The organism is Robinsoniella sp. KNHs210, assembly GCF_000686105.1.
GTDB classification, from domain to species: Bacteria; Bacillota; Clostridia; order Lachnospirales; family Lachnospiraceae; genus Robinsoniella; species Robinsoniella peoriensis.
Genome location: NZ_JMLZ01000002.1, coordinates 1,597,907 through 1,621,880, shown reverse-complemented (window position 1 = coordinate 1,621,880; position 23,974 = coordinate 1,597,907). Strand labels below are relative to the sequence as shown.

Here is a 23,974-nt window from a genome sequence, read left to right as displayed (position 1 = left end):
TTCAGACCCGGGATGACAAAAGAAAATGTCAAAATTTATAATTTAATCGAAAATAATGGTTGTAATAAAAACCACTTTCGGTATATAATGTGACTTAGGCTGTAAATCAGCATTAATATAAGAAGGAGGAGTATTAAAATGAGTAAGGTTAGAACACGTTTTGCACCAAGCCCTACCGGACGTATGCATGTAGGCAACTTAAGAACCGCATTATACGCATATTTAATCGCAAAGCATGACGGCGGCGATTTTATGCTTAGAATAGAGGATACTGACCAGGAACGTTTTATGGAAGGCGCACTGGATATTATTTACCGTACCCTGGCAAAGACAGGTTTAGTTCATGATGAAGGACCGGACAAAGATGGCGGAGTAGGTCCCTATGTACAGAGTGAACGACAGGCACAGGGAATCTACCTGAAATATGCTAAAATGTTAATTGAAAAAGGCGAAGCATATTACTGTTTCTGTGATAAAGAACGCCTGGAATCCTTAAGACAGGAAGTGGCAGGCAAGGAAATCATCGTATATGATAAACACTGCCTGAACCTCCCAAAAGAAGAGATTGAATCCAAATTAGCGGCAGGCATACCTTACGTAATTCGTCAGAATATGCCAAAAGAAGGTACTACGAAGTTTGAAGATGAGATCTATGGAACGATCGAAGTACCAAACTCAGAACTGGATGATATGATTTTGATTAAATCAGACGGATATCCTACCTATAACTTTGCCAATGTTGTAGATGACCATTTAATGGGAATTACACATGTAGTTCGCGGAAATGAATATTTATCTTCCGCACCGAAATATAACCGCCTGTATCAGGCATTTGGCTGGGAAGTACCGGTATATGTACATTGCCCGCTGATTACCAACGAAGAACATAAGAAGTTAAGTAAAAGAAGCGGTCATTCCTCTTATGAAGATTTACTGGAACAGGGATTTTTAAGCGAAGCAATTGTAAACTATGTAGCATTGCTTGGCTGGTGCCCGCAGGACAACCGTGAAATCTTCTCCCTTCCAGAACTAGTGGAAGCGTTCGATTACCGTCATATGAGTAAGTCACCTGCCGTTTTTGATGTCAATAAGTTAAAATGGATGAATGGCGAATATATGAAGGCCATGGATTTTGATGTGTTCTATGAAAAAGCATTGCCATTTATCAAACAGGCGCTTACCAAAGATCTGGATTTAAAAAAGATTGCAGAAATGGTGAAGAGCAGAATTGAAGTTTTTCCGGAAATTCCAGATTTAATTGATTTCTTTGAATCAGTTCCGGAATACGACAGTGCAATGTATACACATAAAAAGATGAAGACAAATGAAGAGACTTCTTTGGCTGTCTTAAAAGATCTTCTTCCTCTTTTGGAAAACCAGGATGACTATAGTAATGATGCTTTATATGCCCTGCTTTCCACTTATGTATCCGAAAAAGGATGTAAAAACGGATATGTTATGTGGCCGGTTCGTACTGCCGTGTCCGGAAAGCAGATGACACCTGCAGGCGCTACGGAGATCATGGAAATCATCGGTAAAGAAGAATCAATTGCCCGCATCAAAGCTGCAATTGAAAAATTGGGTAACTAAGTAAGGGTCATAAATACACCCAGTGGGGGGCGGTGCAACCATGCATCGTCCCTATTAAGGGCTATAAAACTGATTTTAGGCGCATTGAGTGCGCGATTGGAGGAAATACGAATGAGTTTTACTAAGGCTCAGTCGCGGGCGATTACCCACAAAGATGGTCCCATGATCGTGCTCGCCGGACCCGGTTCCGGAAAGACAACCGTTATCACAGAGCGGACAAAATATCTGATTCAGAACTACGGGATTAACCCGATGGAAGTACTGGTCATTACTTTTACAAAAGCGGCGGCACAGGAAATGCGGCAGCGTTTTTTACGTTTAATGGAACAGGAACAGACCCAGGTTACTTTTGGAACCTTTCACGCAATTTTTTTTGGAATATTAAAACATGCCTATCATTTTACCGGAGAAAATATACTCCGCGAGGATCAGAAGCATCAATATCTAAAAGACATTGTAGGGCGGATGAATCTGGATATCGAAGATGAGGCGGATTTTATCGGAGGCATTATTTCTGAGATCAGTCTCGTAAAAAATGATCAGATCCCATTAGAACACTATTATTCGACGACCTGTTCGGAAAATGCATTCCGTGATATCTATCAAAAATACCAGCAGCGGCTGGAAAGGGAAAACCGCCTGGACTTTGATGATATGCTGGTTTATACTTACCAGCTGTTAAAGGAACGGCCGGATATCCTGCTAGGCTGGCAGAACCGGTACCGTTACATATTGGTGGATGAATTTCAGGATATCAATAAGATTCAGTATGAGATCGTCAAGATGCTGGCGGCTCCGGAAAATAACATATTTATTGTAGGCGATGACGATCAGTCAATATACCGGTTCCGTGGTGCGAAACCGGAAATAATGTTGAATTTTCCAAAAGAATTTAAAGATACAAAGACCATACTGCTGGATCAAAACTTCCGATGCACCGGTAATATTGTAAAAGCAGCCGAACTTGTTATCCGGCACAATCAGATGCGCTTTCAGAAGAATATGAAAGAGGTAAAAGAATCTGGTGATAAGATCGAACTCCACACATTTGCAAATCAGCCCCAGGAATGTGCTCATATTATTAAGAAAGTGCAGGAGTATATCAAACAGGATTATCAATACAGCGATATTGCCATCCTGTTTCGGACAAATACCGATGCCCGGCTCTTAGCTGAGAAATTCATGGAATATAATATACCTTTCAAAATGAGGGACAGCATGCCAAATATCTACGATCACTGGATTGCTAAAAATGTGATCAGCTACATTCATCTGGCACTTGGAAGCCGTGAACGCCGGGAATTTCTACAGGTTATGAACCGTCCAAACCGGTATATCGGAAGAGAATGTGTAGATGAAGCGCAAGTATCATTGGAAAATCTCAAAAAATATTATGATGATAAGCACTGGGTAGTCGAACGGATCGAACAATTGGAATATCAGCTGAATATTTTAAAAAGGATGAACCCATATGCAGCGATTAATTTTATACGTCATGGAATCGGGTATGAAGCATATTTAAATGAGTATGCAGATTTCAGGAAGATAAAAGCAGAAGATCTCTATGAAGTATTAAATGAAATGCAGGAGGGGGCAAAAGACTTTAAGACATTTGAAGCCTGGTTTGCCCATATTGAAGAATACACAAAGGCTCTGAATGATCAGGCAAAAGAGCAGAATAGGGTATCCAACGCGGTGACCTTTACCACGCTGCACAGCTCCAAAGGCCTGGAATTTGCAAATGTGTTTATTATTGATATAAATGAGGGGATTATTCCCCACAGAAAAGCCATATTGGATGCGGACATGCAGGAAGAACGACGTATGTTCTATGTGGGTATGACAAGAGCAAAAGAACATCTCCATATGTATTCCATACGGGAACGCTATGGGAAGAATCTGATGCCTTCTGTGTTTTTGGAAAATTTGAAGCAGGATGTGAAAACAGCCGGTTGATTACTTAATGAATATCAAAAAATCCCCTGCCGGAATTAAACGGTGGGGGATTTGTGATATACCAAAATATTATTCATTACTGACAAAGATTATTCTTCGTCTTCTTCCTCTTCAGCATCTACTATTTCATCATATTCCTGGCCATCCAGAAACTCATCAAATGCATCAGCTGCAGCTTCATATTCATCATCGTCTTCAATATTCTCTAACATTGGATTTCCATTTTCTTCAGAGAAGCGATATAAGAAAACTTCTCCCTCTTCGTTTTCACCCTCTTCATTTAATGGAAGAAGGGCAATATATTCTTTGTCACCAGCCGGGAAGATTGTTAATACCGCACATTCGACAACGTCGCCATTATCCATAGTAAGAGTTACGGTAGCACCTTCTTCATGGTCGTGGTCACATCCGCATCCACAGGAATCACAGCCGCCACTGCAGTCTAAATCGTGTTCATGTTCGCTCATAGTAAGTACCTCGCTTTAAATGTTATTATTTAGTATCTCCCCATCACTTTATCAGATGTGCCATAGAATTGCAAGCCTTTATTTTGTCTGTTTGTTAATAAATTGCGGATGCAGTTTTGAATACATGATTCTTTGGGCACTGTAGATACCGTAGTAGCCGGAGAGCATATAACTAACCCCGCAGGCAATACAGAACAACAGCAGATTGGAAGAGCCAAAAAGCTCGATACTAAGGAGAATCGATGCAATCGGACAATTAATGACCCCGCAGAATAAAGATACCAGACCGATTGCCGCAGCAAGACCCGGATCCATCCCAAGCAGACTTCCGACCGTGGCTCCCAAAGTAGCTCCAATGCAGAAAGAAGGAACAATTTCGCCGCCTTTAAAACCGGCACCAAGTGTTACTGCTGTAAAGATCATTTTTAATAAAAATGCTTCCGGTCTGGCTTCTCCGTTCATCGCCTTATAGATTAACTCCATACCGGTACCATTATAATCACGGCTTCCCACAAGGAGCGTTAATCCAACCACCAGGCAGCCGCCCACAAAAAACCGCAAATACATATTCTTCAGGAATTTCTGGTAAAGTTCTCCTGCTTTATGCATGATAATGCAAAAAATCATGCTTACCAGAGCGCAGACAGCCGCCAGCACAATAATTTTTCCACCCAGCGCAAGTCCGAATGCATGCTGAAGCGGTACGGAAAATGTCGTAGGTTCTACACCCAGATACGAAGCCAGATGGTTGGCAATAATTGCAGAGATCAGACACGGCACAAATGCGCTGTAATGAATGATACCCACACTGATGACTTCCATGCAGAAGAAAGCCGCAGTTATCGGTGTTGAAAAGACGGCAGAGAAGAGAGCACTCATACCGCACATCGTAATCAGATGGCGGTCTTTCTCATTTAAATGGATGAAATGACCAAACCAGGTACCGATACTGCCCCCAATCTGAAGAGCTGCCCCTTCTCGGCCGGAAGAACCGCCGCACAGGTGGGTAAGCGCAGTACCGATAAATATCAGGGGCGCAAGTCTGGCAGGTGCTTCCTGGGACGTTCGAATGGATTGCAGGATACTGTTGGTACCCTTATCGTTTTCCATTTTACAGATTTTGTACAGAAATCCTATGAGCAGGCCGGAAACCGGCAGCAGATAAAGCAGCCAGGTATGAACAGACAAAAGATCCGATGCATAGTGAACACTGAAATGAAATGCGGTACCAATTGCTCCGCAGATCACCCCCATCAATATTGCACACAGAACCCACTTAAAGAAAATGAATGTGAAATCCATAGAGTAACGCAGATGAATCTTGAATTTACTTCTCATGATTATGTAATCAACCTCTAATCTTTATATAATTTCTCTTTCTTTTAGTTTAGTGTAACCAGACACAAAATGCAAGGCTGAATTGGGATTGGATTTTATTCAGTACATGATTAAAGTGCCGTTGAATCATACACAGCCCGCGTTTCTGTGCACAAACGACCTTTACTTTTACGATTCGGTATATTATAATCAATCTATCTATGTGAATAGACGAAAGTGAAAGGGCTTATTGCAGGTGAGCCTGTAATATGCAAAGGTAATAATATGAAATTAATATCATGGAATGTAAATGGACTGCGTGCCTGCGTCCAAAAAGGGTTTTTAGATTTCTTTCGGGATATAGATGCTGATATTTTCTGTATTCAGGAAAGTAAGCTGCAGGCAGGGCAGATAGATCTGGATTTAGAAGGTTATCACCAGTATTGGAATTATGCAGTAAAGAAGGGATATTCCGGAACTGCGGTGTTTACGAAAGAGGAGCCTGTCAGTGTCAGTTATGGTATCGGCATGGAAGAACACGACCAGGAAGGCCGGGTAATCACTCTGGAATTCAAAGATTTTTACCTGATAACGGTATATACGCCTAATTCTCAGAACGAATTAGCGAGACTGCCTTACCGGATGCAGTGGGAAGATGATTTTCTTAAATATCTGAAGAAACTGGAAGAGAGCAAACCAGTGATTTTCTGTGGAGACTTAAATGTGGCTCATGAAGAAATTGATTTGAAGAATCCGAAAACCAACCGCAAAAATGCGGGATTTACAGATGAAGAACGAGAAAAATTCACACAGGTGGTTCGCTCCGGCTTTATCGATTCCTACCGCCATTTTTATCCGGATCAGGAAGGTATATACTCCTGGTGGTCTTACCGTTTTAAAGCCAGAGAAAAGAATGCAGGGTGGAGAATTGACTATTTCTGTGTTTCCGACTCTTTGAAGGACAAGCTGGAAGATGCAAAGATCCATACGGAAATATTCGGCTCCGACCATTGCCCGGTAGAATTAGACATTGATTTGTAGAATAGGAATGAACTTATGAATTTATTGACGATAGAAAATCTGACACACGCTTTTACAGAACGGAAATTATTTGATCAGGCTGATTTTAGTATTAACGAAGGTGATAAAGTCGGTCTGATCGGAATTAATGGAACAGGTAAGTCTACGCTGCTGAAAATAGCAGCGGGACTTGAGATACCCGATTCCGGCAAGGTAACCAAAGGAAATCAGGTTACCATACGTTTTTTGTCCCAGAATCCTGAATTTAATGAGGATATGACTGCTCTTGAAGCAGTTATGCATCTAAATAAGACAAAATTAAATGAATGGTCTTTAGAGAGTGAAGCAAAGTCCATGCTGAATAAGCTGGAAATAGAAGATTTCAATCAGAAGATCAGCCAATTGTCCGGCGGACAGAAAAAGAGAGTGGCTTTGGCGAATATACTGCTTGCCACAGCTGAAATTCTGATACTCGATGAGCCTACCAACCATCTGGACAATGCCATGTCTGAATGGCTGGAGGAATATCTGAACCAGTTCCGGGGCGCACTGATTATGGTTACTCATGACCGTTATTTTCTGGATCGTGTATCGAACCGTATTGTTGAAATCGATAAAGGGCAGATTTACAATTACCCCGGAAATTATTCTGAATTTGTCCGTTTAAAAGAGGCCAGGCAGAATATGGAAGTTGCAACAGAGCGCAAGCGGCAGAGTATCTTAAAAACAGAGCTGGAATGGCTTGCCAGAGGTGCCAGGGCACGTTCTACTAAACAAAAAGCCCATATTGCCAGAATTGAGGAAATGAAGGAACGAAGAGGTCCCCAAGAAGATCTGTCTGTTGAAATGAACTCCATCTCCACCAGGCTTGGACGAAAAACAATAGAAGTAACCGGACTGTCAAAGTCTTATGGCGAAAAAGTACTGTTCAGAGACTACTCATATATATTTTTAAAAGGCGAGCGTATTGGTATCATTGGTCCAAATGGATGCGGAAAAAGTACTTTGCTTAAGATTATAAACGGTATTACAGAACCGGACTGTGGAACCATTGATATTGGACAAACTGTGAAGATCGGTTATTTTTCACAGGAAAGTGAAGCAATGGATGATTCTATGAAAGTCATTGATTACATCAGAGAGGCTGGCGAGTACGTTCAGACTACGGAGGGCACGATAACTGCGTCCCAGATGCTGGAGCGGTTTCTATTTGACGGGACTATGCAGTGGAATCTCATCGGCAAATTGTCCGGTGGTGAGAAACGGCGTCTGTTTCTTCTGAGAATTCTGATGACGGCTCCAAATGTTTTAATTCTGGATGAGCCCACAAATGATCTGGATATACACACTCTGACGATTCTGGAAGATTATCTGGACAGTTTTGACGGAATTGTAATTACGGTTTCCCATGACCGTTATTTTCTGGACAGGGTAGTGCGCAGGATTTTTGCATTTGAAGGAAATGGAGTCATACAGCAGTACGAAGGCGGATATTCTGATTACCTTATTGCATGGGAACTGCGGAATCCATCCGGAGATAATCAATCCTCCGGAATTCAAAAAGAAACTAAAAATGTTAAAATAAAAGACAAGAAATTAAAGTTTACCTATCAGGAACAAAAGGATTTTGAAACAATTGATGAAGATATAGAAAATCTAGAGGAACAGCTGAAACATCTGGAAGAGGAAATGCTGGAAGCGGCCAGTAATTATGGGAAACTAGGCGAATTGATGCAGCAAAAGGAAGATCTTTCCGTTAAACTGGATGAAAAAATGCAGCGCTGGGAATACCTGAATGACTTGGCAGAACGGATAGAACAGGAAAGGGCAGGTAATTAATTGTGGAAGAAGAGAAGCTGGAGATTGATTTGGTAGTCAAAAAAGGAAATTATCTAAGGTTAGGTGTTACAAAAGAGGAAGATGGAATCAACTTTGCCGTGGCAGTAGCGGGCAGCCATGAAGTGAAATTAGTGCTTTATAAAAAAGGATCTCCCCACATTGCCCAGGAGATCCCATTTCCAAAAGAACATCTGATTGGCGATATCTTAGCCATAAAAGTTTGTGGTCTGCGCTGGAGTGAATATGAATACAATTACTGGTCTGACGGACAGATTTTTCAGGATCCTTATGCCCGGCTGATTGTCGGCCGTGAGCATTTTGGTGAGGCGGTATCACTGGAAGACGGTGACGCCATCCGCTGTGGCTTTGCTTTTGAAACATATGACTGGATGGAAGATACCAATCCGCAGATACCATATCAGGAAATTATTTCTTACCAGCTTCATGTGCGGGGCTTTACCAGACATAATGGTTCTAAGGTCCGCCACAAAGGAACATTTATGGGGTTACAGGAAAAAATACCTTATCTCAGGGAGCTTGGCATAAATCAGGTAAAGCTCATGCCGGCATATGAATTTGATGAAATCAAAAAACTGCATGCACAAATGAGTATGTCCTATGAGATGAGGCAGGAGGAGATGCCCCGGGTGAATTATTGGGGATATGAAGCCGGTAATTACTTTGCGCCCAAGAAATCATATGGGGCATCAAAAGATGTAATCCGTGAATTCAAAGATCTTGTGCGTACAATGCACGCAAATGGTATGGAAGTGATTATGGAATTTTACTTTCCAAATCAGATCAATCCCCGATTAATTATGGACTGTCTCACATTCTGGGTAACCAATTACCATATTGATGGATTCCATATACTGGCAGATCAGGTTCTTTGCAATATGCTGGCAAAAGATCCGTTATTATCCAGGACAAAAATCATGGCAGTCTATTTTCCAACCGAGGAGTTTTACAGTGAACCCCCATTTCCGGAATATGAAAATCTGGCTGAATGTAATGATGGGTTCCTGATTGATATCCGCAGATTTTTAAAGGGAGATGAAGACCAGCTTAACCAGTTTACATACCGCATACGCAGAAATCCTGCCGGGCGGGGAATCATAAATTATATCACCAACCACGATGGATTTACACTGATGGATCTGGTTTCCTATGACGAAAAGCACAATGAGGCAAATGGAGAACAAAACCGGGACGGATCCAGTTACAACTATAGCTGGAACTGCGGTGTGGAGGGCAAAAGCAGAAAGAAAAAGATTCTGGACCTTCGCATGAAGCAGATTAAAAATGCATTTCTCCTGCTGCTGCTGAGCCAGGGAACACCCATGCTTCTGGCAGGCGATGAAATCGGTAATTCCCAGGAGGGTAATAACAATCCTTACTGCCAGGACAATGAAATTTCCTGGGTTGACTGGAATCTGAATAAGAAAAACCAGGAAATATTACAGTTCGTAAAGGATGTTATTGCATTTCGGAAACGACATAAAATTTTACATATGCCATATGAATTAAGAGTGATGGATACGGTTTCCTGCGGTTATCCGGATGTATCTTATCATGGCAGCAGAGCCTGGTATGGGGCATTTGAGCATACGAACCGCCAGGTCGGTGTAATGTACTGCGGATTCTATGCCGGTGAGGACATTTTCCTCTATACTGCATATAATATGCATTGGGTGGAGCATGAATTTGCCCTGCCGCATCTTCCTGAAAATTTGGACTGGTATACAGCAATTGATACCGGGAAAAGCGATGGAAACTGTGTATACGAAGAGGGCAGCGAGCCTCTTTTAGAAGTTCAGAATATCTTCACGGTTTTACCAAGAACAATCGTTGTCCTGATCGGAAGAGCAAAAGAGAAAGACAAAAAAACAACGAGGTGTTGACATGAAAGCTTTGGCGCATTTTAGAACTATTACGAAGCATAAATTTCTGGTAATGAAGCATTGTTTCCGGATCGGCCTTTATAAACAGGGGCTGCTGCATGACATGTCTAAGTATTTACCTTCCGAATTTCTGATCGGATGCAAGTATTATCAGGGTACAAGAAGTCCCAATAATGCGGAACGTGAAGTAAAAGGATATTCCGCTGCATGGCTCCATCATAAAGGCAGAAACAAGCATCATTTTGAGTACTGGACCGACTATAGCCTGGAACAGAAAGGCGCTGCCTTGGTTGGTGTGAAAATGCCAAGAAAATATGTGGCGGAAATGCTGATGGACCGGATAGCAGCCTCGAAAGTATACAATGGAAGTAAATATACCGATCATGACCCGCTGGCTTATTACCAAAACGGAAAGACACACTACCTGCTTCATCCAGAAACAGCCGATCAGCTGGAAAAGCTGCTGCATGTCCTGGATAAGCATGGTGAAGATGTGTTATTTGATTTTGTAAAAAACAGATATCTGAAGAAAAGGTGCGGTTTAGTCCGGATACACAAGCCTGTCCGGTGTGATGCGGTAAAGCACCTCATTTAAATATTTATCTGCGAGATAATTTGCCATTCCAAGATTCATATCCAGATAATTTCCACAGTCCCTGGCAGATGCGCCGGGGACTTCATCTTTAAAGTCTCTGATGAATTCAAATAATCCAATCATCAATTCGACGATATCTTTCGATTCAAAATCCCCATGTAACAGAAGATAAAATCCGGTGCGGCAGCCCATAGGACCAAAATAAATGACCTTATTCCCCATTTCTTCGTTGTTGCGAAGCCAGGTTGCAGCCAGATGTTCGATGGCATGCATTTCTGCGGTATTCATGACCGGTTCTCCGTTTGGTTTCGTCATGCGAAGGTCAAAAGTGGTTATTACTTCACTGCCCACATGATCTTTTCGTGATACGTATACCCCGGGTAACAGCTTGATATGGTCTATGGTGAAGCTTGTTATTTTTTCCATATAGTACACTCCTTTCTGTTTCGGGTACAGACTGATTCCCAGCCACCCTGTATTTCTCCTTTATTTTATCAGAGATTGTGTATGGATACAACCTTGACTTTCATAGTTTCAGGTGATAAACTTTAACCAAAGTAAATGGAGGAAATTTAGACATGATTAATGACAAAAAAGTTTTATTCAGCGGTATGCAGGCAACCGGTACATTGACTTTGGGCAATTATCTGGGCGCTTTAAAAAATTGGGTTACTTTAAGTGATGAGTATGAGTGCTTCTATAGTGTTGTAGATCTTCATTCCATCACCGTTCGTCAGGATCCGGCTACACTTCGCAAGAGAGCCAGGGCGCTTCTGACCTTATATATTGCAGCAGGACTTGATCCTGAAAAAAACTGCATCTATTACCAGTCACATGTTTCCGGACATGCGGAACTCAGCTGGATCTTAAACTGCTATACTTATATGGGCGAACTCAGCCGTATGACACAGTTTAAAGATAAATCAGCCAAACATGCAGATAATATCAATGCCGGACTCTTTACATATCCGACACTTATGGCAGCAGATATCCTTTTATTCCAGACCGACCTGGTTCCGGTAGGAATCGACCAGATGCAGCATCTGGAGCTTACCCGTGACATTGCACAGCGTTTTAACGGAATATATGGAGATGTTTTTACCGTTCCGGAAGCTTATATCGGAAAAACCGGTGCAAAAATTATGAGTCTCCAGGATCCAGCGAAGAAGATGTCAAAGTCTGATGAGAATCCAAACGGAAGTATTTATCTGATGGATGATCCTGACACCATAATGCGAAAATGCAAACGTGCCGTAACGGATTCAGAAGCAACTATTTTGTATCGTGATGAGCAGCCGGGAATTAAAAATCTTCTGGATATCTATTGTGCCTGTATGGGCAAGACACCGGACGAAGCAGTGAAGGAATTTGACGGACTGGGCTATGGCGCATTCAAAGAAGCCATTGGCGAGGCTGTTATTTCCGTTTTAAAACCGGTACAGGACCGTGTAGCCGAGTTAAACAAAGACAAAGGTTATATTGACGGTATAATCAAAACAAACGCTGAAAAGGCAAATTATTACGCTACGAAGACTCTTCGTAAGGTACAGCGTAAGGTAGGATTTCCGGATCGGATTAAATAAAGTTATTAGGAAGGGGAAATAATCCCCTTCTCAGACTGTAGCCACATTTGTCGCAGCAAGTAGCAAAGAAGGGGATTGTAATGGAAATAAATAATAAGAAAAATCATTTCTCTCGTATTAGAGTCTCTTTCATTATGCTTCTTTTTGCTATGTGCTTAACTATGAATGTGTTTTTTTGCAGTACTTATAATCTTAATGAATTATTAGATACGGCAACTGTAATTGAAACGTGGGCAATTTCAGAAAGTATCGTTACCAATGAAGACGGTTATAATACTACCGGCTTTAAGGCTTCATTTTTGAACAAAAATACTTCTTATAATGAACCTGGAACCAAGAATATATGCTCAATACTCATGATAGCAGCTATCCCAAAAGGAATCAGCCTGTTTCTTTTTCTTATTATAGTTTTTCTTTTTTTCTTCTTGACCTTATTTATATTATTGCCTGATGAATGGTCATTAATTAATCAGAAGGTACGTCTGGACAATTGAATCAAATCCTTTTCAAATCATTGCAAGTGTGTTGGTGGTTATAAGTCATTTTTAGAATCAGACAATGGCTTCTTTTTTGTATGCAAATAGGTAGCGGGTATAAGCGGATATAAACGAATACTTATTACGAGAGTGAAGCAAAGCAGAGATTGAATTGGAGGAATATAAATGAAAGAAAAGATATATAAATTATTTCTCACCCTAATGGTGAGCCTGTCCCTGGGTTCAGGTCCCATAGCCCAGAATGAGATAGTCAAGATGCTTGAAGCTTTTTCGGGAACAGGTGATGCGCAGATTCAAGAACTTGAAGAAGATAAAGAGTCCGAAGAAATAAGAAAGAAGAAATTGCCAAATTATTTTCAAGATAGGGGTATTGAATAAGGGAAAAAATATAGTTTATGTACAGTCTGGGAAGGGGAAATAATCCCCTTCTTTTTTTATTTTCAGAAAATTCTTTGCTTTTCCCGGTATCAGTCAATAGTAATTAATAAATTCTAATAATAACCACAGAAAATAGTATGTACATTTTGATTCAGCTTAAATATAATGACGATAATTTATCTATTTATGTAAATTCTGAAGATAATGTGGGGAAAGGGTAAAATATGCTTTAGTTTTTAAATAGATAAATGAGAGTGAGAGAAAAAGGAGAAGGTTAAGATGAGAAAAAAAGAGAGATGGAAAAGTATCATTGCAATCGTTTTGTGCTGTTCCATGATTCTGCCATCAATGGCGGTATCGGCGGCTCAGGTGCCGGAAACGGAAAATCCATTGGACAACCGTACTTCCACAATCGAAAAAAGTGAGGCTCCTTACAAACTTGCGGCTGAACAAGTTGGGAAAACTTATGTAAGAGAAAAGACCGGCAGGGAGCAGGTGAATTTTAACAGGGAGTGGAAATTTATCCGTAATGATATCCCGGGAGCAGAATCCGTGGACTATGATGATTCCCAATGGGTGGATATCGGTATTCCTCATAATTTCAGCATCCCTTATGAAATGCAGGCATCTTTCTACGTGGGATACGGATGGTATCGTAAGGAATTTGAAGTATCGGACAATATGGTTGGAAAGAAAATTGAATTGGAATTTGAGGGTGTTTTTCAGGAGGCCGAAATATATGTAAACGGGCAGGCGGCAGGTACACACCTCGGCGGTTACTCCGGCTTTGTATTTGACATTACAGACTATCTGAATTCGGGGAAGAATCTGATTGCAGTCCGCGTCAATAATATCTGGCAGCCGGATCTTGCTCCAAGAGCAGGAGACCACCAGTTTACCGGAGGAATTTACCGGGATGTCTATCTCAATATTACGGATGAGGTTCATGTAACCTGGTATGGAACTTTCGTCACCACTCCTGATTTGTCTAACCCCGGATTCGACCCTTCTGCAAAGAATATTCCGGATAATTATGCCAGTGAGGAAGAAATCCTGAATAATATTGAGCAGAAACAATCTAACGTAAGCGTCAGTACCGAAATAAAAAATGATTCGCTGTCTGAGGCTTTGGTAAAAGTAAAACAGGAAGTGGTGGACAAAGACGGTATCGTGCAGGCTGTATTTGAATCGGCTGAACAGAATATTTCTGCAGGATCTGCTGCAGAAATTACTGCGGTCAGTGAAAAAATCAAAAACATACAGTTATGGGATACTGAAAATCCATATGTGTACCAATTATATACTACCGTATACCGAAATGGTGTTCCGGCAGATACCTATGAATCCTCTTTTGGCTTTCGCTGGGCGCAGTATAAAAACGACGGGTTCTATTTGAACGGAAAAAAAGTAGAATTAAATGGAGCAAATGTACATCAGGATCATGCAGGCTTTGCGGATGCAGTTACCAACGAAGGATTCATGCGGGACGTATCCATGATCAAAGAGTGCGGGATGAATTTTATCCGCGGCTCCCATTATCCCCATGATCCATCATTTGCAAAAGCCTGTGATGATCAGGGAATTATGTTCTGGTCAGAGTGCAATTTCTGGGGGATGGGTGGATGCGCCGGAAAAGACGAACCGGCAATAGGCACATCTGCGGACTGGTTTAAGGATGCATACCCGCAGAATCCTGCAGATGAAGCAGCTTTTGAGCAGAGCTGCCTGGATTCCCTGGAAGCTATGATACGCGTAAACCGCAACCATCCCTCTATTATTAACTGGAGTATGGGAAATGAAGCGTTTTTCACAAATGGCGGCATGGATAACGGAAATGATGCTTCTGCAAATGGAACTGCGCCGAAAGCGCTTGCGCTTGTAGACAAAATGCGGAATCTGTCACACCAGCTTGATCCTACCAGAAAAGCAGGAATGGGCGGAGCGCAAAGAGGCGGGTATGCCGATCTGGCGGTCTGTGATATTGCAGGATACAACGGAGACGGAGGAAAATTTGAAAATACCTGGATGCCCAATGTAGTTGCGGAATACGGCTCAAAGACTGCAGACCGGCCAGGCGAATACCGGCCATTTTATGATCAGATACAGGGCAGTGACGAATATAATTATCAGCTAAAACCAAGTAGCGCAGGCCTGGTTCTTTGGTGTGGCTTTCATCACGGTACCATCGGCGGTGACGGGCTGGCTAAAATGGGTATAATCGACTACTATCGCCTGCCTTTAAACAGCTGGTACTGGTACCGGGAACAGAATATGGGTATAGAACCGGAATCCTCCGTATCCGGTGCGGCATCTCAGATAGACATTACGTCCTCTGAAGAAACCATTACGAACAACGGTACAAAAGACACCCAGCTGATTGTTACCTTACAGGATGCAGACGGCAACTGGGTAAATGAAACTAAAGCGGTAACCCTGAAGGTGGAATCCGGCCCCGGTGTTTTCCCGGGAGGTAAAACATATAAGTTTACCCCCGGCAAATCAATGCGGGATGGAAAAGCAAGCATCGAATTCCGCAGTTACTATTCGGGAGACAGCATTATCAGCGCAACGGCAGAAGGTCTTGGGGTATCCACAATTACAATACATACAGATAATATGTCCGAAACCGATGACGGTTCGGAACCGGAAGATTTTTATAATGCAGATAAGTGGGGCAGTGTAACTGCCAAAATAGAAGATCCCATTATATATGGTGAAAACAATGCCGCTTCCGGAAGACCCCTGTTCCCAAGCAGCAATGATCAGGACAGTGCACTGGCAGCAGACGGTAATATGGCGACATCCTGGCAGGCAGATAATACAGGCAGCGGGGAATACTTTATGGTAGATCTGGAATTTACCTTATACCTCTATAACATCGGACTGGGATTTAACAAATCTCCCTATCCATATAAAGTCGAAACAGCTATGGATAAGAATGGCCCATGGACCATTGCTGCAGAATATACAAAGGATACCATTACATCCAGGAAAGCAGAAGAATCCCTGGACGGGCCGGAAGCCAGATATGTTAAGATAACCTTTACGGACGTTCCGGAAAATGAAAAAGCCTTTCTCACGGAACTGAATGTATATGGAAACCCCTCCTCAATTACACCTCAATATACCAAATACAGTGCTTACCTCTCCGATGTAGTGGATTACGACAAAGTCTCCACTGGATGGGGTGAAAAAGGAAAAGACAAGACCTGCCAGGGAAATCAGATAAAGGTAGGGAATAAAGTTTATAAAAAAGGAATCGGTCTTCATGCTGACAGCACCATTATTCATAACCTGGACAAAAAGTATACGCGCTTTTCCGGAGTGGCGGGCATTGATAATGAAGTGGATGGAGGCAATGCAATCTTTAGGATCTATGCCGACAACAGCCTGATTTATGAAAAGGAACTTTCTGGCGGGGAAGCCGATGAATTCAATTTAAGTGTCAGCGGAGTTTCGGAACTGAAGCTTATGACAGACGCGAACGGTTCTGAATCCCAGGATCACACAGACTGGGCGGACGCAAAATTGTACGGAGCCATCCGTGACATCAGCAAAAAAAGCAAAAGCATCCGTACCGCCTATGTGGGAATTACCGAAGGCTTACAGGCAGGAGAAGACTTCACCGGGATATTATCCCTAAAAAATACTTCGGAAGATTTACAGCCTTTGTGTGCTTCACTGTCCCTCTATGGACCGGATGGAATGCTGGCAGGCTTCACAATGACTTCCGACGAATTCTATCCCGGCGCCGCAAAAGATCTTCCCCTGACGCTCAATATGCCTTCTGATATAAAAGGATATGAAGCCATTCTCAGTGTGTGGGATAAAAATACACTGGAAATTATTTCAAATACAATCATGATCTATCCGGACCCGGATAAACTGGAATCCGGATCAAAGACGGAAACTGCCTGGACAAAAGTTGATGGTGAAGACAGCCTGCTGGAAAAGACAGGCGACTGGCAGCTGTGGCCATCTTCCGATGCTTACAACGGAAGTGAGACCTTCCTGGGTGACAAAGGCAATCCGGTAAAAGATGGAGATTATATCGCCCTTACATTTAACGGAAACTATATAAAAATAGGTGCAAAAGCAGATGGCGGACAGCAGGGTGCCGATGTTTATATCGATGGAGAACCTGCGGGACATATTAATAACAATGAGAATGTTAATGTATACAAAGAAGTCTATGCATCCGGTTATCTGGAAGACGGGGAACATACCGTTAAACTTGTACCTGCCGGAAAATTTGGTTTGGACTATTTTGAATATGGAGTGGAAACTGTGTCTGGCGGCGATGATGAGCCATTAACAGAAAGTCCGATTCTGTTATCACTTGGCGGCTTAATGAAACAGATTGAAGGGGATGCCATGAAAAACTATACCTTTACCAGCAGGCAGTCTGCAGCAGATCGTATAGTCGAGTCTTATGGTGTCTATTTAAACAAAGAGGCATCCAAAGAGGAGATCCAGGCGGCATCAGATGCACTTGAAAATGCGCTCAGGGAACTGATCCTCATAGGAGATACAGCCACCTTGGAAGATACCGTCAGTACTGCACAAAATCTAATTCAAAAAGGCCAGGGTAATTATACAAATGCAAGCTGGGCACAATTGCTCGCCGCATATGAAGAAGCGGCCGCTGTATTAGAAAAAGAAGATCCTTCAGCAGATGAGATACTGGCTGCAGCAGAGCAATTAAATCATGCTATGGCTTCCCTGATCCAAAAAGAGGATACCTTTAGACTGAGAGAAGCAGTAAACAAAGCAAAGACACTCTTCGATAAAGGCCAGGGCAGTTATACCGATACGAGCTGGGCAGTTTTCAAAACTGCGTATGACGGGGCAGTAAAAGTGTTATCCTCAGCAGAACCATCCGCTAAAGAAATACAGGCAGCTCTGGATAAACTAAATTCTGCAATGACAGGTCTGCAGTTAAAGCCGGATACTTCCCTGTCAGATGCAAGAAAAGCGCTGCAGGCAGAAATTACAGCATGCAGCGCAATCGTAACGAAAGGACAGAAACATTATACTTTAGCAAGCTTCCGGCGTTTAAAAGATAACCTCAGTGAAGCAGAAAAGATATTGAGTGACAGCAGGGCAAACCTGGATAAATTAAAATCTGCGAAAAATTTACTCTATGCCGCCAGACTTACCCTTTCTGTTTACAAAATCCCAAAGAAAGGTGATTCCTATACCGTAGGAAAATTAAAATATCAGATACTGAAATCTTCTGCCGGCAATGGGACGGTTTGTGTGAAAGGCGTTAAAAACAAGAAAACCTCAAAACTTAAACTCCCCAATACGGTTACAATTTCCAGTTATAGGCGAGACCATCTTTGAAGCGAGTATGATAACTTTCTGCAGGGTTGGTTTTTTTTATGTTTGAAACTGCATAAATCCGGTTTATACTTTTTGAATTCTGACAAATGACATTATTTGATCAAACATGTTTGGAAACGGAATGGAGATAAGACAGGAATGTATGAGATAACGAAGATTATCAATAATAATATTGTATGTTCCGTTGATGAAGATGGGCAGGAAATCATCGTCAGGGGGCTTGGCATTGGATTTAAGCAAAAACCTCATGATATAATCCCCGGGGAGAAAATTGAAAAAGTTTATAAAATGGAAAGCCCCAAGGCATCCGGCAAATTACAGGAATTAATGGCGGAAATTCCGCTGTCATATGTGGAGACCTGTACGGAAATTATCGATTATGCCAGGAATACCGTAGGCAAAAGATTAAATGAAAATGTTTATATTACTTTGACAGATCATATCAGTTTCGCCATTGAACGCAAGCGTCAGAACATGGAGTACCGGAATGCATTGCTGATGGAAATCCGTAATTTTTATATACAGGAATTCCAGATTGGCTGCAAAGCTCTGGAAATCATCAAAGAAAAGCTGGATGTAGAATTATCCAGGGATGAGGCAGGTTTTATAGCCTTACATATTGTGAATGCAGAATTAAACACGGATATGTGCGACATGGTGAATATCACGGAAATGATACAGCAGGTGCTGGACATCGCAGAGAAATATTATCAGATGAAATTAGATGATCATTCTCTGGCCTATGAACGTTTTATAACACACCTGAAATTTTTCGGACAGCGGTTATTTTCTGACCGGATTACGAAAGATGATGATGTAACTTTTCAGAAAATGGTTAAGAAACGTTATAAAAATGACTATAAATGTGCAGAAGAGATCCGGACCTTTATCCGGGAGACATATAAGAAAGAAATCACTGAGGAAGAGATGATTTTCCTCACCATTCATTTAAGAAGAGTATCAAATACTGTATAATCTGGATTGTAACTGGTAATGCAGGCTAGACCGGAACAGGATTTGGTAGTAGATATCTACAGCTGGGGTATACTACTATCATGTTTTCTGTTACGGTCTTTTTTTGTGCAGAATCAGATTATAATATATATTTTTTCAGGAGGAATCAGAGAAATGAAAGATAAAATTTTTGGTATATTACAGCGTGTAGGCAGATCTTTTATGCTGCCCATCGCTATTTTACCCATCGCGGGACTGTTTCTTGGAGTCGGCGGTTCATTTACAAATGAAACAATGCTTGAGACCTATCATTTAATGAAGATCATGGGGCCCGGTACTTTTATTTATACGATTTTGACCGTACTAAATGCAGCCGGAAGTATTGTATTCAGCAATCTGCCTATTATTTTTGCCATGGGTGTTGCCATCGGTATGGCGAAGAAAGAAAAAGAAGTTGCGGCATTGTCCGGTGCCATTGCATTTTTTGTTATGCATGCTTCCATAGGTGCGTTGATTACTGCACAGGGCGGACCGGATAGTATGCTAGAAGGTGCAACAACTTCCGTTGTTGGTATCACCTCCTTACAGATGGGTGTATTCGGCGGTATTATTGTAGGGCTTGGTGTGGCAGCACTCCATAACCGTTTTTACAAAATTCAGCTTCCACAGGTACTGTCATTCTTTGGCGGAACCAGATTCGTACCGATCATATCGGCAGCTGTCTATATGATCGTGGGTATTTTGATGTTTTATATCTGGCCATTTATACAAAATGGTATTAACAGCCTGGGGCAATTCGTTATGAATTCCGGATATTTTGGTACCTGGTTATACGGTTTAATTGAAAGGGCATTGATACCTTTCGGGCTTCACCATGTGTTTTACCTGCCATTCTGGCAGACAGCGGTAGGCGGTACTGCAACGGTTGCAGGTGCCTATGTAGAAGGTGCACAGAACATATTCTTTGCCCAGTTAGCGGATCCTGGTATCACACATTTTAGCGTAAATGCATGCCGCTTTATGTCGGGTAAATTTGTCTTTATGATATTTGGACTTCCCGGTGCGGCGCTTGCCATGTACCGCTGTGCAAAGCCGGAAAAGAGGAAAATAGTGGGCGGCCTTTTAATCTCAGCAGCCCTGACTTCTATGATTACCGGTATTACCGAACCGCTGGAGTTTACCTTCCTGTTTGTTGCACCTTTAATGTATGCAATTCACTGTGTCCTGGCAGGACTGGCATATATGTTCACGCATATTTTCGGAGTAGGAGTCGGCATGACTTTTTCCGGCGGACTTATTGACCTGACGCTTTTTGGTATCATGCAGGGAAATACGAAAACAAGCTGGCTGTGGATTGTACTGATAGGTATTATATATTTTATTATTTACTATTTCCTGTTCACTTTTTTAATAAGAAAATTCAATCTGAAGACTCCGGGACGTGAAGAAGGGGAAGAAGAGGTAAAACTTTACCGCAGGGCAGACGTTGATGCAAAAAAAGGAAAAAGTCAGGAAAACAGCGCCAGTGAAATCATCGACGAACAATCAGCCATGATAACACGGGGACTAGGAGGAAAACTTAATATCAGCGACGTAGACTGCTGTGCCACAAGACTTCGTATAACGGTAGCAGATAAAGAAAAAGTAGATCAGGGCATATTAAAAGCCAGCGGCGCCGCCGGTGTTATTATGAAGGGCAATGGAGTCCAGGTTATTTATGGACCGAAAGTAACGGTAATCAAATCAAACCTGGAGGATTATCTGGCAAGTCCTGCAAGCGACAGCGATAAAGATCTGAATTTTAATCAACCGGAGATTGCAGATGAAACGAGCGGGGAGTATAATAATATGAATAGTACCCATGCAGAATCTGAAACGCAGGAGGAAAATTCAACTGGTAAAGGCTACACGGTTTATGCCCCGATGACCGGTAAGTCCATTCCGTTAGAAGAAGTCAATGACGGTGTGTTTTCGGAAAGAATGTTGGGAGACGGTGCTGCGATTGAACCATCGGACGGCAGGGTAACTGCCCCCTTTGATGGAGTTGTATCTATGGTATTTGACACCAAACATGCTATCGGACTTACCTCAGATAATGGTATAGAGCTTCTGATCCATGTGGGAATCGATACCGTTCAGCTAAATGGAAAATATTACGATATTCACGTAAAAGACGGAGATCGTGTAAAAACCGGAGACCTTCTGGCTGTTGTGGATCTGGACGGCATAAAGAGTGAACGTTACAGAACGGTTACACCGGTCATTGTTTCCAATACAGATGACTATCACACAGTTACCGTCGTAAATACCGGTGACATACAGAGCAAGCAGCAATTGCTTAAGATTTATTAATAAATTGGTTATTTGTGCAGTCCGGCAAACCAACATTTCGGATAATTCCAAACTGTTTCCGGACTGCCATAACAATAGATAAAAGACGAAAGGTGGAAATTTTATGAAATCATTTAATTATGTAATTACAGACGAGATTGGAATTCACGCAAGACCGGCAGGACTCTTGGTGAAAGAGGCAAAGCCATTTACCTCCAGGCTGACCCTGAAAGCTGGTGAAAAAAGTGCAGACCTCAGAAGACTGATGGCTGTTATGAGCCTTGGGGTAAAACAGGGTGCTGAAGTTACCGTAACCGCTGAAGGAGATGATGAAGCTGCTGCAATCGAAGCAATGGAATCGTTCTTTAAAGCAAACCTGTAAAAAATAAAGAAAAACCCATTTTAAAACACTCGGTTCTGCGATCAATATTTCGCATCCGGGTGTTTTTCACATCCCCTTTTCTTTTCCCCGAAATAGTAGTATAATGACACTATATTAACATTTTCACACTAGGAGGAATGACTATGACAGTAGACGAATTAATTGCTATGCTTGAGATGCAGGAAGAAATTCTTCAGTTTTCTCATTTTACAAATGAAGATGCATGGGAACTTGGAAATCTGATTGTAATGGAAGCGAAGAGAAGAAGCCTTCCGGTAGCGGTTAGTATCCGTTTGAATAATGGGTATGTGGTTTTCCAATACGCATCGAATCGGACAAACATGGACAATGAAAGTTGGATGGCAAGAAAGTTCAATACAGTACGCAGGTTAGAGCAGAGCAGCCTGCGGGCTTACATGCTGCTTCGTAAAACAGAAGAAACCCTGGAGGAGCGTTTCATGGATCCCAAAGACTATGCAGCCTGCGGCGGCGGTTTCCCAATTCGTGTGGAAGAAGTCGGTGTCATCGGCGGTGTAATTGTATCCGGACTGGATCACGTATCCGATCATGACCTTGTTGTAAAATGTATCAGCCGGTATCTGCACATCGATGAAGTCCCTAGAATACGCGGCAATATTTAAGGGAAGCAGAAAGCGTTTCGCACAGTCTTAATCCCACTCCTCAAACTGCATATCCGGGGGCAAAGGGGAAGTAAAAACCAGTTTTTCTTTTGTAATCGGATGTTCCAATTCCAGTCTGTGGGAATGGAGTGCCTGACGTTTGATTCTGGTATATTCCGGATTGTACAGGAAGTCCCCCGGCAGGGGATGTCCCAGATATTTCATATGCACGCGGATCTGATGGGTACGCCCGGTTTCCAACTTTAAGGAAACCAGGGAGTACCCATTTTTATATGACAGGCGCCTGAAATAGGTCACCGCCCGTTCTCCACGTTCAAAATCAACAATGCGTTCAATTGCAGAATCCTCTTTTCGGGCAATCGGTGCATCAATTTTACCGGAATCAGGTGTTTTCCCAATAGCAGCAGCCAGATATTCCCGGTGAATTTTCCGGCTTTTTACCATATCGGACAAGATAGCAGCGCTCAGCATATTTTTTGCGATAATCAAAAGCCCTGTGGTGTCTCTGTCCAGGCGGTTAATACAGCGGTAAGTAAATGCCGTTCCTTTATTGGCGAAGTAATCTGCTATACCATTGGCAAGCGTATTTTCATAATTATTGATGGAAGGATGTATGGGCATATCGGCAGCTTTGTCCAGAATCAGCATGTCTTCATCCTCATACACAATTACAAGTTCCATTTTTACAGGTACAATCTGACTGGAAAATCCTTCTTCCACGATCTGTACCGTTAATTCATCCCCCTCCTGCAATTGTTCTGAGGTATAAGCCCACTTCCCATTTTTTAAAATGCCATATTCTGTACGTTTCAGATGGGTAAGGATATGTCTGGAATAGCCCTTTTCTTTCAGAAAAGCAGTGATATTTTTGCCTGAGCTGTGTAAATCTATGTGATAAGTCAGTATTCTTTTCATTCGTGTTTCCGTCTTTATTGCCCACTAAAAAATAACCGCAGGCAAAACCTTTCCTTCCTTTTGTTCTATCGTAAAGCCCTTTCTAGTTTACAGTACCGGCTTAAGACTGTCAATGGATTGATCTTGCTATGCTATACTTATACAACTCAACGTTTTAAAGTATCAACGCTTTAAATCTCTACCAAATTTATTGAAAAAAGCGTTTTTTGCTTTTCATATATACAAAATTCGTGTAAAATAGTTAGAGAATAACTTAAAAAGG

At 42.0% G+C, this 23,974-nt stretch carries 18 protein-coding genes; 14 read left to right on the top strand and 4 right to left on the bottom strand.

The genetic code is table 11. The annotated features are described in order from the left end of the window. Window positions 1–138 precede the first annotated feature (138 nt). Window positions 139–1,590, top strand: coding sequence for a glutamate--tRNA ligase (gene gltX / locus CD03_RS0114075; RefSeq protein WP_027294200.1), 1,452 nt, complete (start codon window positions 139–141; stop codon window positions 1,588–1,590). A gap of 111 nt (window positions 1,591–1,701) precedes the next feature. After that, window positions 1,702–3,546, top strand: a complete 1,845-nt coding sequence (locus CD03_RS0114070) for an ATP-dependent helicase (protein ID WP_027294199.1) — start codon at window positions 1,702–1,704, stop codon at window positions 3,544–3,546. Between the two features lie 89 nt (window positions 3,547–3,635). Here the strand turns inward: CD03_RS0114070 and CD03_RS0114065 are convergent, their stop codons facing one another. Together CD03_RS0114065 and CD03_RS0114060 are read right to left on the bottom strand one after the other, a co-directional pair. Then, window positions 3,636–4,013, bottom strand: a complete 378-nt coding sequence (locus CD03_RS0114065) for a DUF1292 domain-containing protein (RefSeq protein ID WP_027294198.1) — start codon at window positions 4,011–4,013, stop codon at window positions 3,636–3,638. A gap of 78 nt (window positions 4,014–4,091) precedes the next feature. After that, window positions 4,092–5,351, bottom strand: a complete 1,260-nt coding sequence (locus CD03_RS0114060; RefSeq protein WP_027294197.1) for a chloride channel protein — start codon at window positions 5,349–5,351, stop codon at window positions 4,092–4,094. Window positions 5,352–5,615: 264 nt separating this feature from the next. Here CD03_RS0114060 and xth point away from each other — a divergent pair, with 264 nt between their 5' ends. Genes xth through CD03_RS33520 form a run of 4 tightly spaced genes read left to right on the top strand, consistent with a single transcriptional unit; the run spans window position 5,616 to window position 10,685 of the window. Continuing rightward, the gene (gene xth, locus CD03_RS0114055) at window positions 5,616–6,371 is read left to right on the top strand and encodes an exodeoxyribonuclease III (protein ID WP_027294196.1); all 756 of its coding nucleotides are present in this window, start codon (window positions 5,616–5,618) and stop codon (window positions 6,369–6,371) included. A 15-nt stretch (window positions 6,372–6,386) separates the two neighbouring features. After that, complete coding sequence (locus tag CD03_RS0114050) at window positions 6,387–8,189, top strand: ABC-F family ATP-binding cassette domain-containing protein (protein WP_027294195.1); 1,803 nt, start codon at window positions 6,387–6,389, stop codon at window positions 8,187–8,189. Window positions 8,190–8,191: 2 nt separating this feature from the next. After that, window positions 8,192–10,090, top strand: a complete 1,899-nt coding sequence (locus tag CD03_RS33525; protein ID WP_052377803.1) for an alpha-amylase family glycosyl hydrolase — start codon at window positions 8,192–8,194, stop codon at window positions 10,088–10,090. A 1-nt stretch (window position 10,091) separates the two neighbouring features. Further along, window positions 10,092–10,685: a DUF5662 family protein gene (locus CD03_RS33520; protein ID WP_044289382.1), complete on the top strand. Its 594-nt coding sequence runs from the start codon at window positions 10,092–10,094 to the stop codon at window positions 10,683–10,685. Here CD03_RS33520 and CD03_RS0114035 read toward each other — a convergent pair. Next, window positions 10,632–11,111, bottom strand: coding sequence for an S-ribosylhomocysteine lyase (locus tag CD03_RS0114035; protein ID WP_027294194.1), 480 nt, complete (start codon window positions 11,109–11,111; stop codon window positions 10,632–10,634). The two genes, CD03_RS33520 and CD03_RS0114035, sit on opposite strands and share 54 nt — an antisense overlap. Window positions 11,112–11,263: 152 nt before the next feature. Here CD03_RS0114035 and trpS point away from each other — a divergent pair, with 152 nt between their 5' ends. From trpS to CD03_RS0113995, 8 genes are all read left to right on the top strand, one after another. Beyond that, window positions 11,264–12,268 (top strand): tryptophan--tRNA ligase, encoded by a 1,005-nt coding sequence (trpS, locus tag CD03_RS0114030; RefSeq protein WP_027294193.1) that lies wholly within the window; start codon window positions 11,264–11,266, stop codon window positions 12,266–12,268. An 80-nt stretch (window positions 12,269–12,348) separates the two neighbouring features. Then, a complete protein-coding gene (locus CD03_RS0114025; protein WP_027294192.1) occupies window positions 12,349–12,762 on the top strand; it encodes a hypothetical protein in 414 nt (137 codons plus the stop codon). A gap of 168 nt (window positions 12,763–12,930) precedes the next feature. Then, on the top strand, window positions 12,931–13,143 hold the full coding sequence (locus tag CD03_RS0114020) for a hypothetical protein (protein WP_027294191.1): 213 nt from the start codon (window positions 12,931–12,933) through the stop codon (window positions 13,141–13,143). Between the two features lie 279 nt (window positions 13,144–13,422). After that, complete coding sequence (locus tag CD03_RS36090; RefSeq protein ID WP_052377802.1) at window positions 13,423–18,489, top strand: glycoside hydrolase family 2; 5,067 nt, start codon at window positions 13,423–13,425, stop codon at window positions 18,487–18,489. Between the two features lie 138 nt (window positions 18,490–18,627). Next, complete coding sequence (licT, locus tag CD03_RS0114010; RefSeq protein ID WP_044289381.1) at window positions 18,628–19,464, top strand: BglG family transcription antiterminator LicT; 837 nt, start codon at window positions 18,628–18,630, stop codon at window positions 19,462–19,464. A gap of 153 nt (window positions 19,465–19,617) precedes the next feature. Further along, on the top strand, window positions 19,618–21,795 hold the full coding sequence (locus tag CD03_RS0114005; protein ID WP_027294189.1) for a PTS transporter subunit IIABC: 2,178 nt from the start codon (window positions 19,618–19,620) through the stop codon (window positions 21,793–21,795). Between the two features lie 103 nt (window positions 21,796–21,898). Then, window positions 21,899–22,156, top strand: coding sequence for an HPr family phosphocarrier protein (locus CD03_RS0114000; protein WP_027294188.1), 258 nt, complete (start codon window positions 21,899–21,901; stop codon window positions 22,154–22,156). Between the two features lie 143 nt (window positions 22,157–22,299). Further along, window positions 22,300–22,797: a heme-degrading domain-containing protein gene (locus CD03_RS0113995; protein WP_027294187.1), complete on the top strand. Its 498-nt coding sequence runs from the start codon at window positions 22,300–22,302 to the stop codon at window positions 22,795–22,797. A 27-nt stretch (window positions 22,798–22,824) separates the two neighbouring features. Here CD03_RS0113995 and CD03_RS0113990 read toward each other — a convergent pair whose 3' ends face one another. Further along, window positions 22,825–23,712 carry an RluA family pseudouridine synthase gene (locus CD03_RS0113990; protein ID WP_027294186.1) on the bottom strand — a complete coding sequence of 296 codons (888 nt, stop codon included), beginning with the start codon at window positions 23,710–23,712 and terminating at the stop codon, window positions 22,825–22,827. Between the last annotated feature and the right edge of the window lie 262 nt (window positions 23,713–23,974).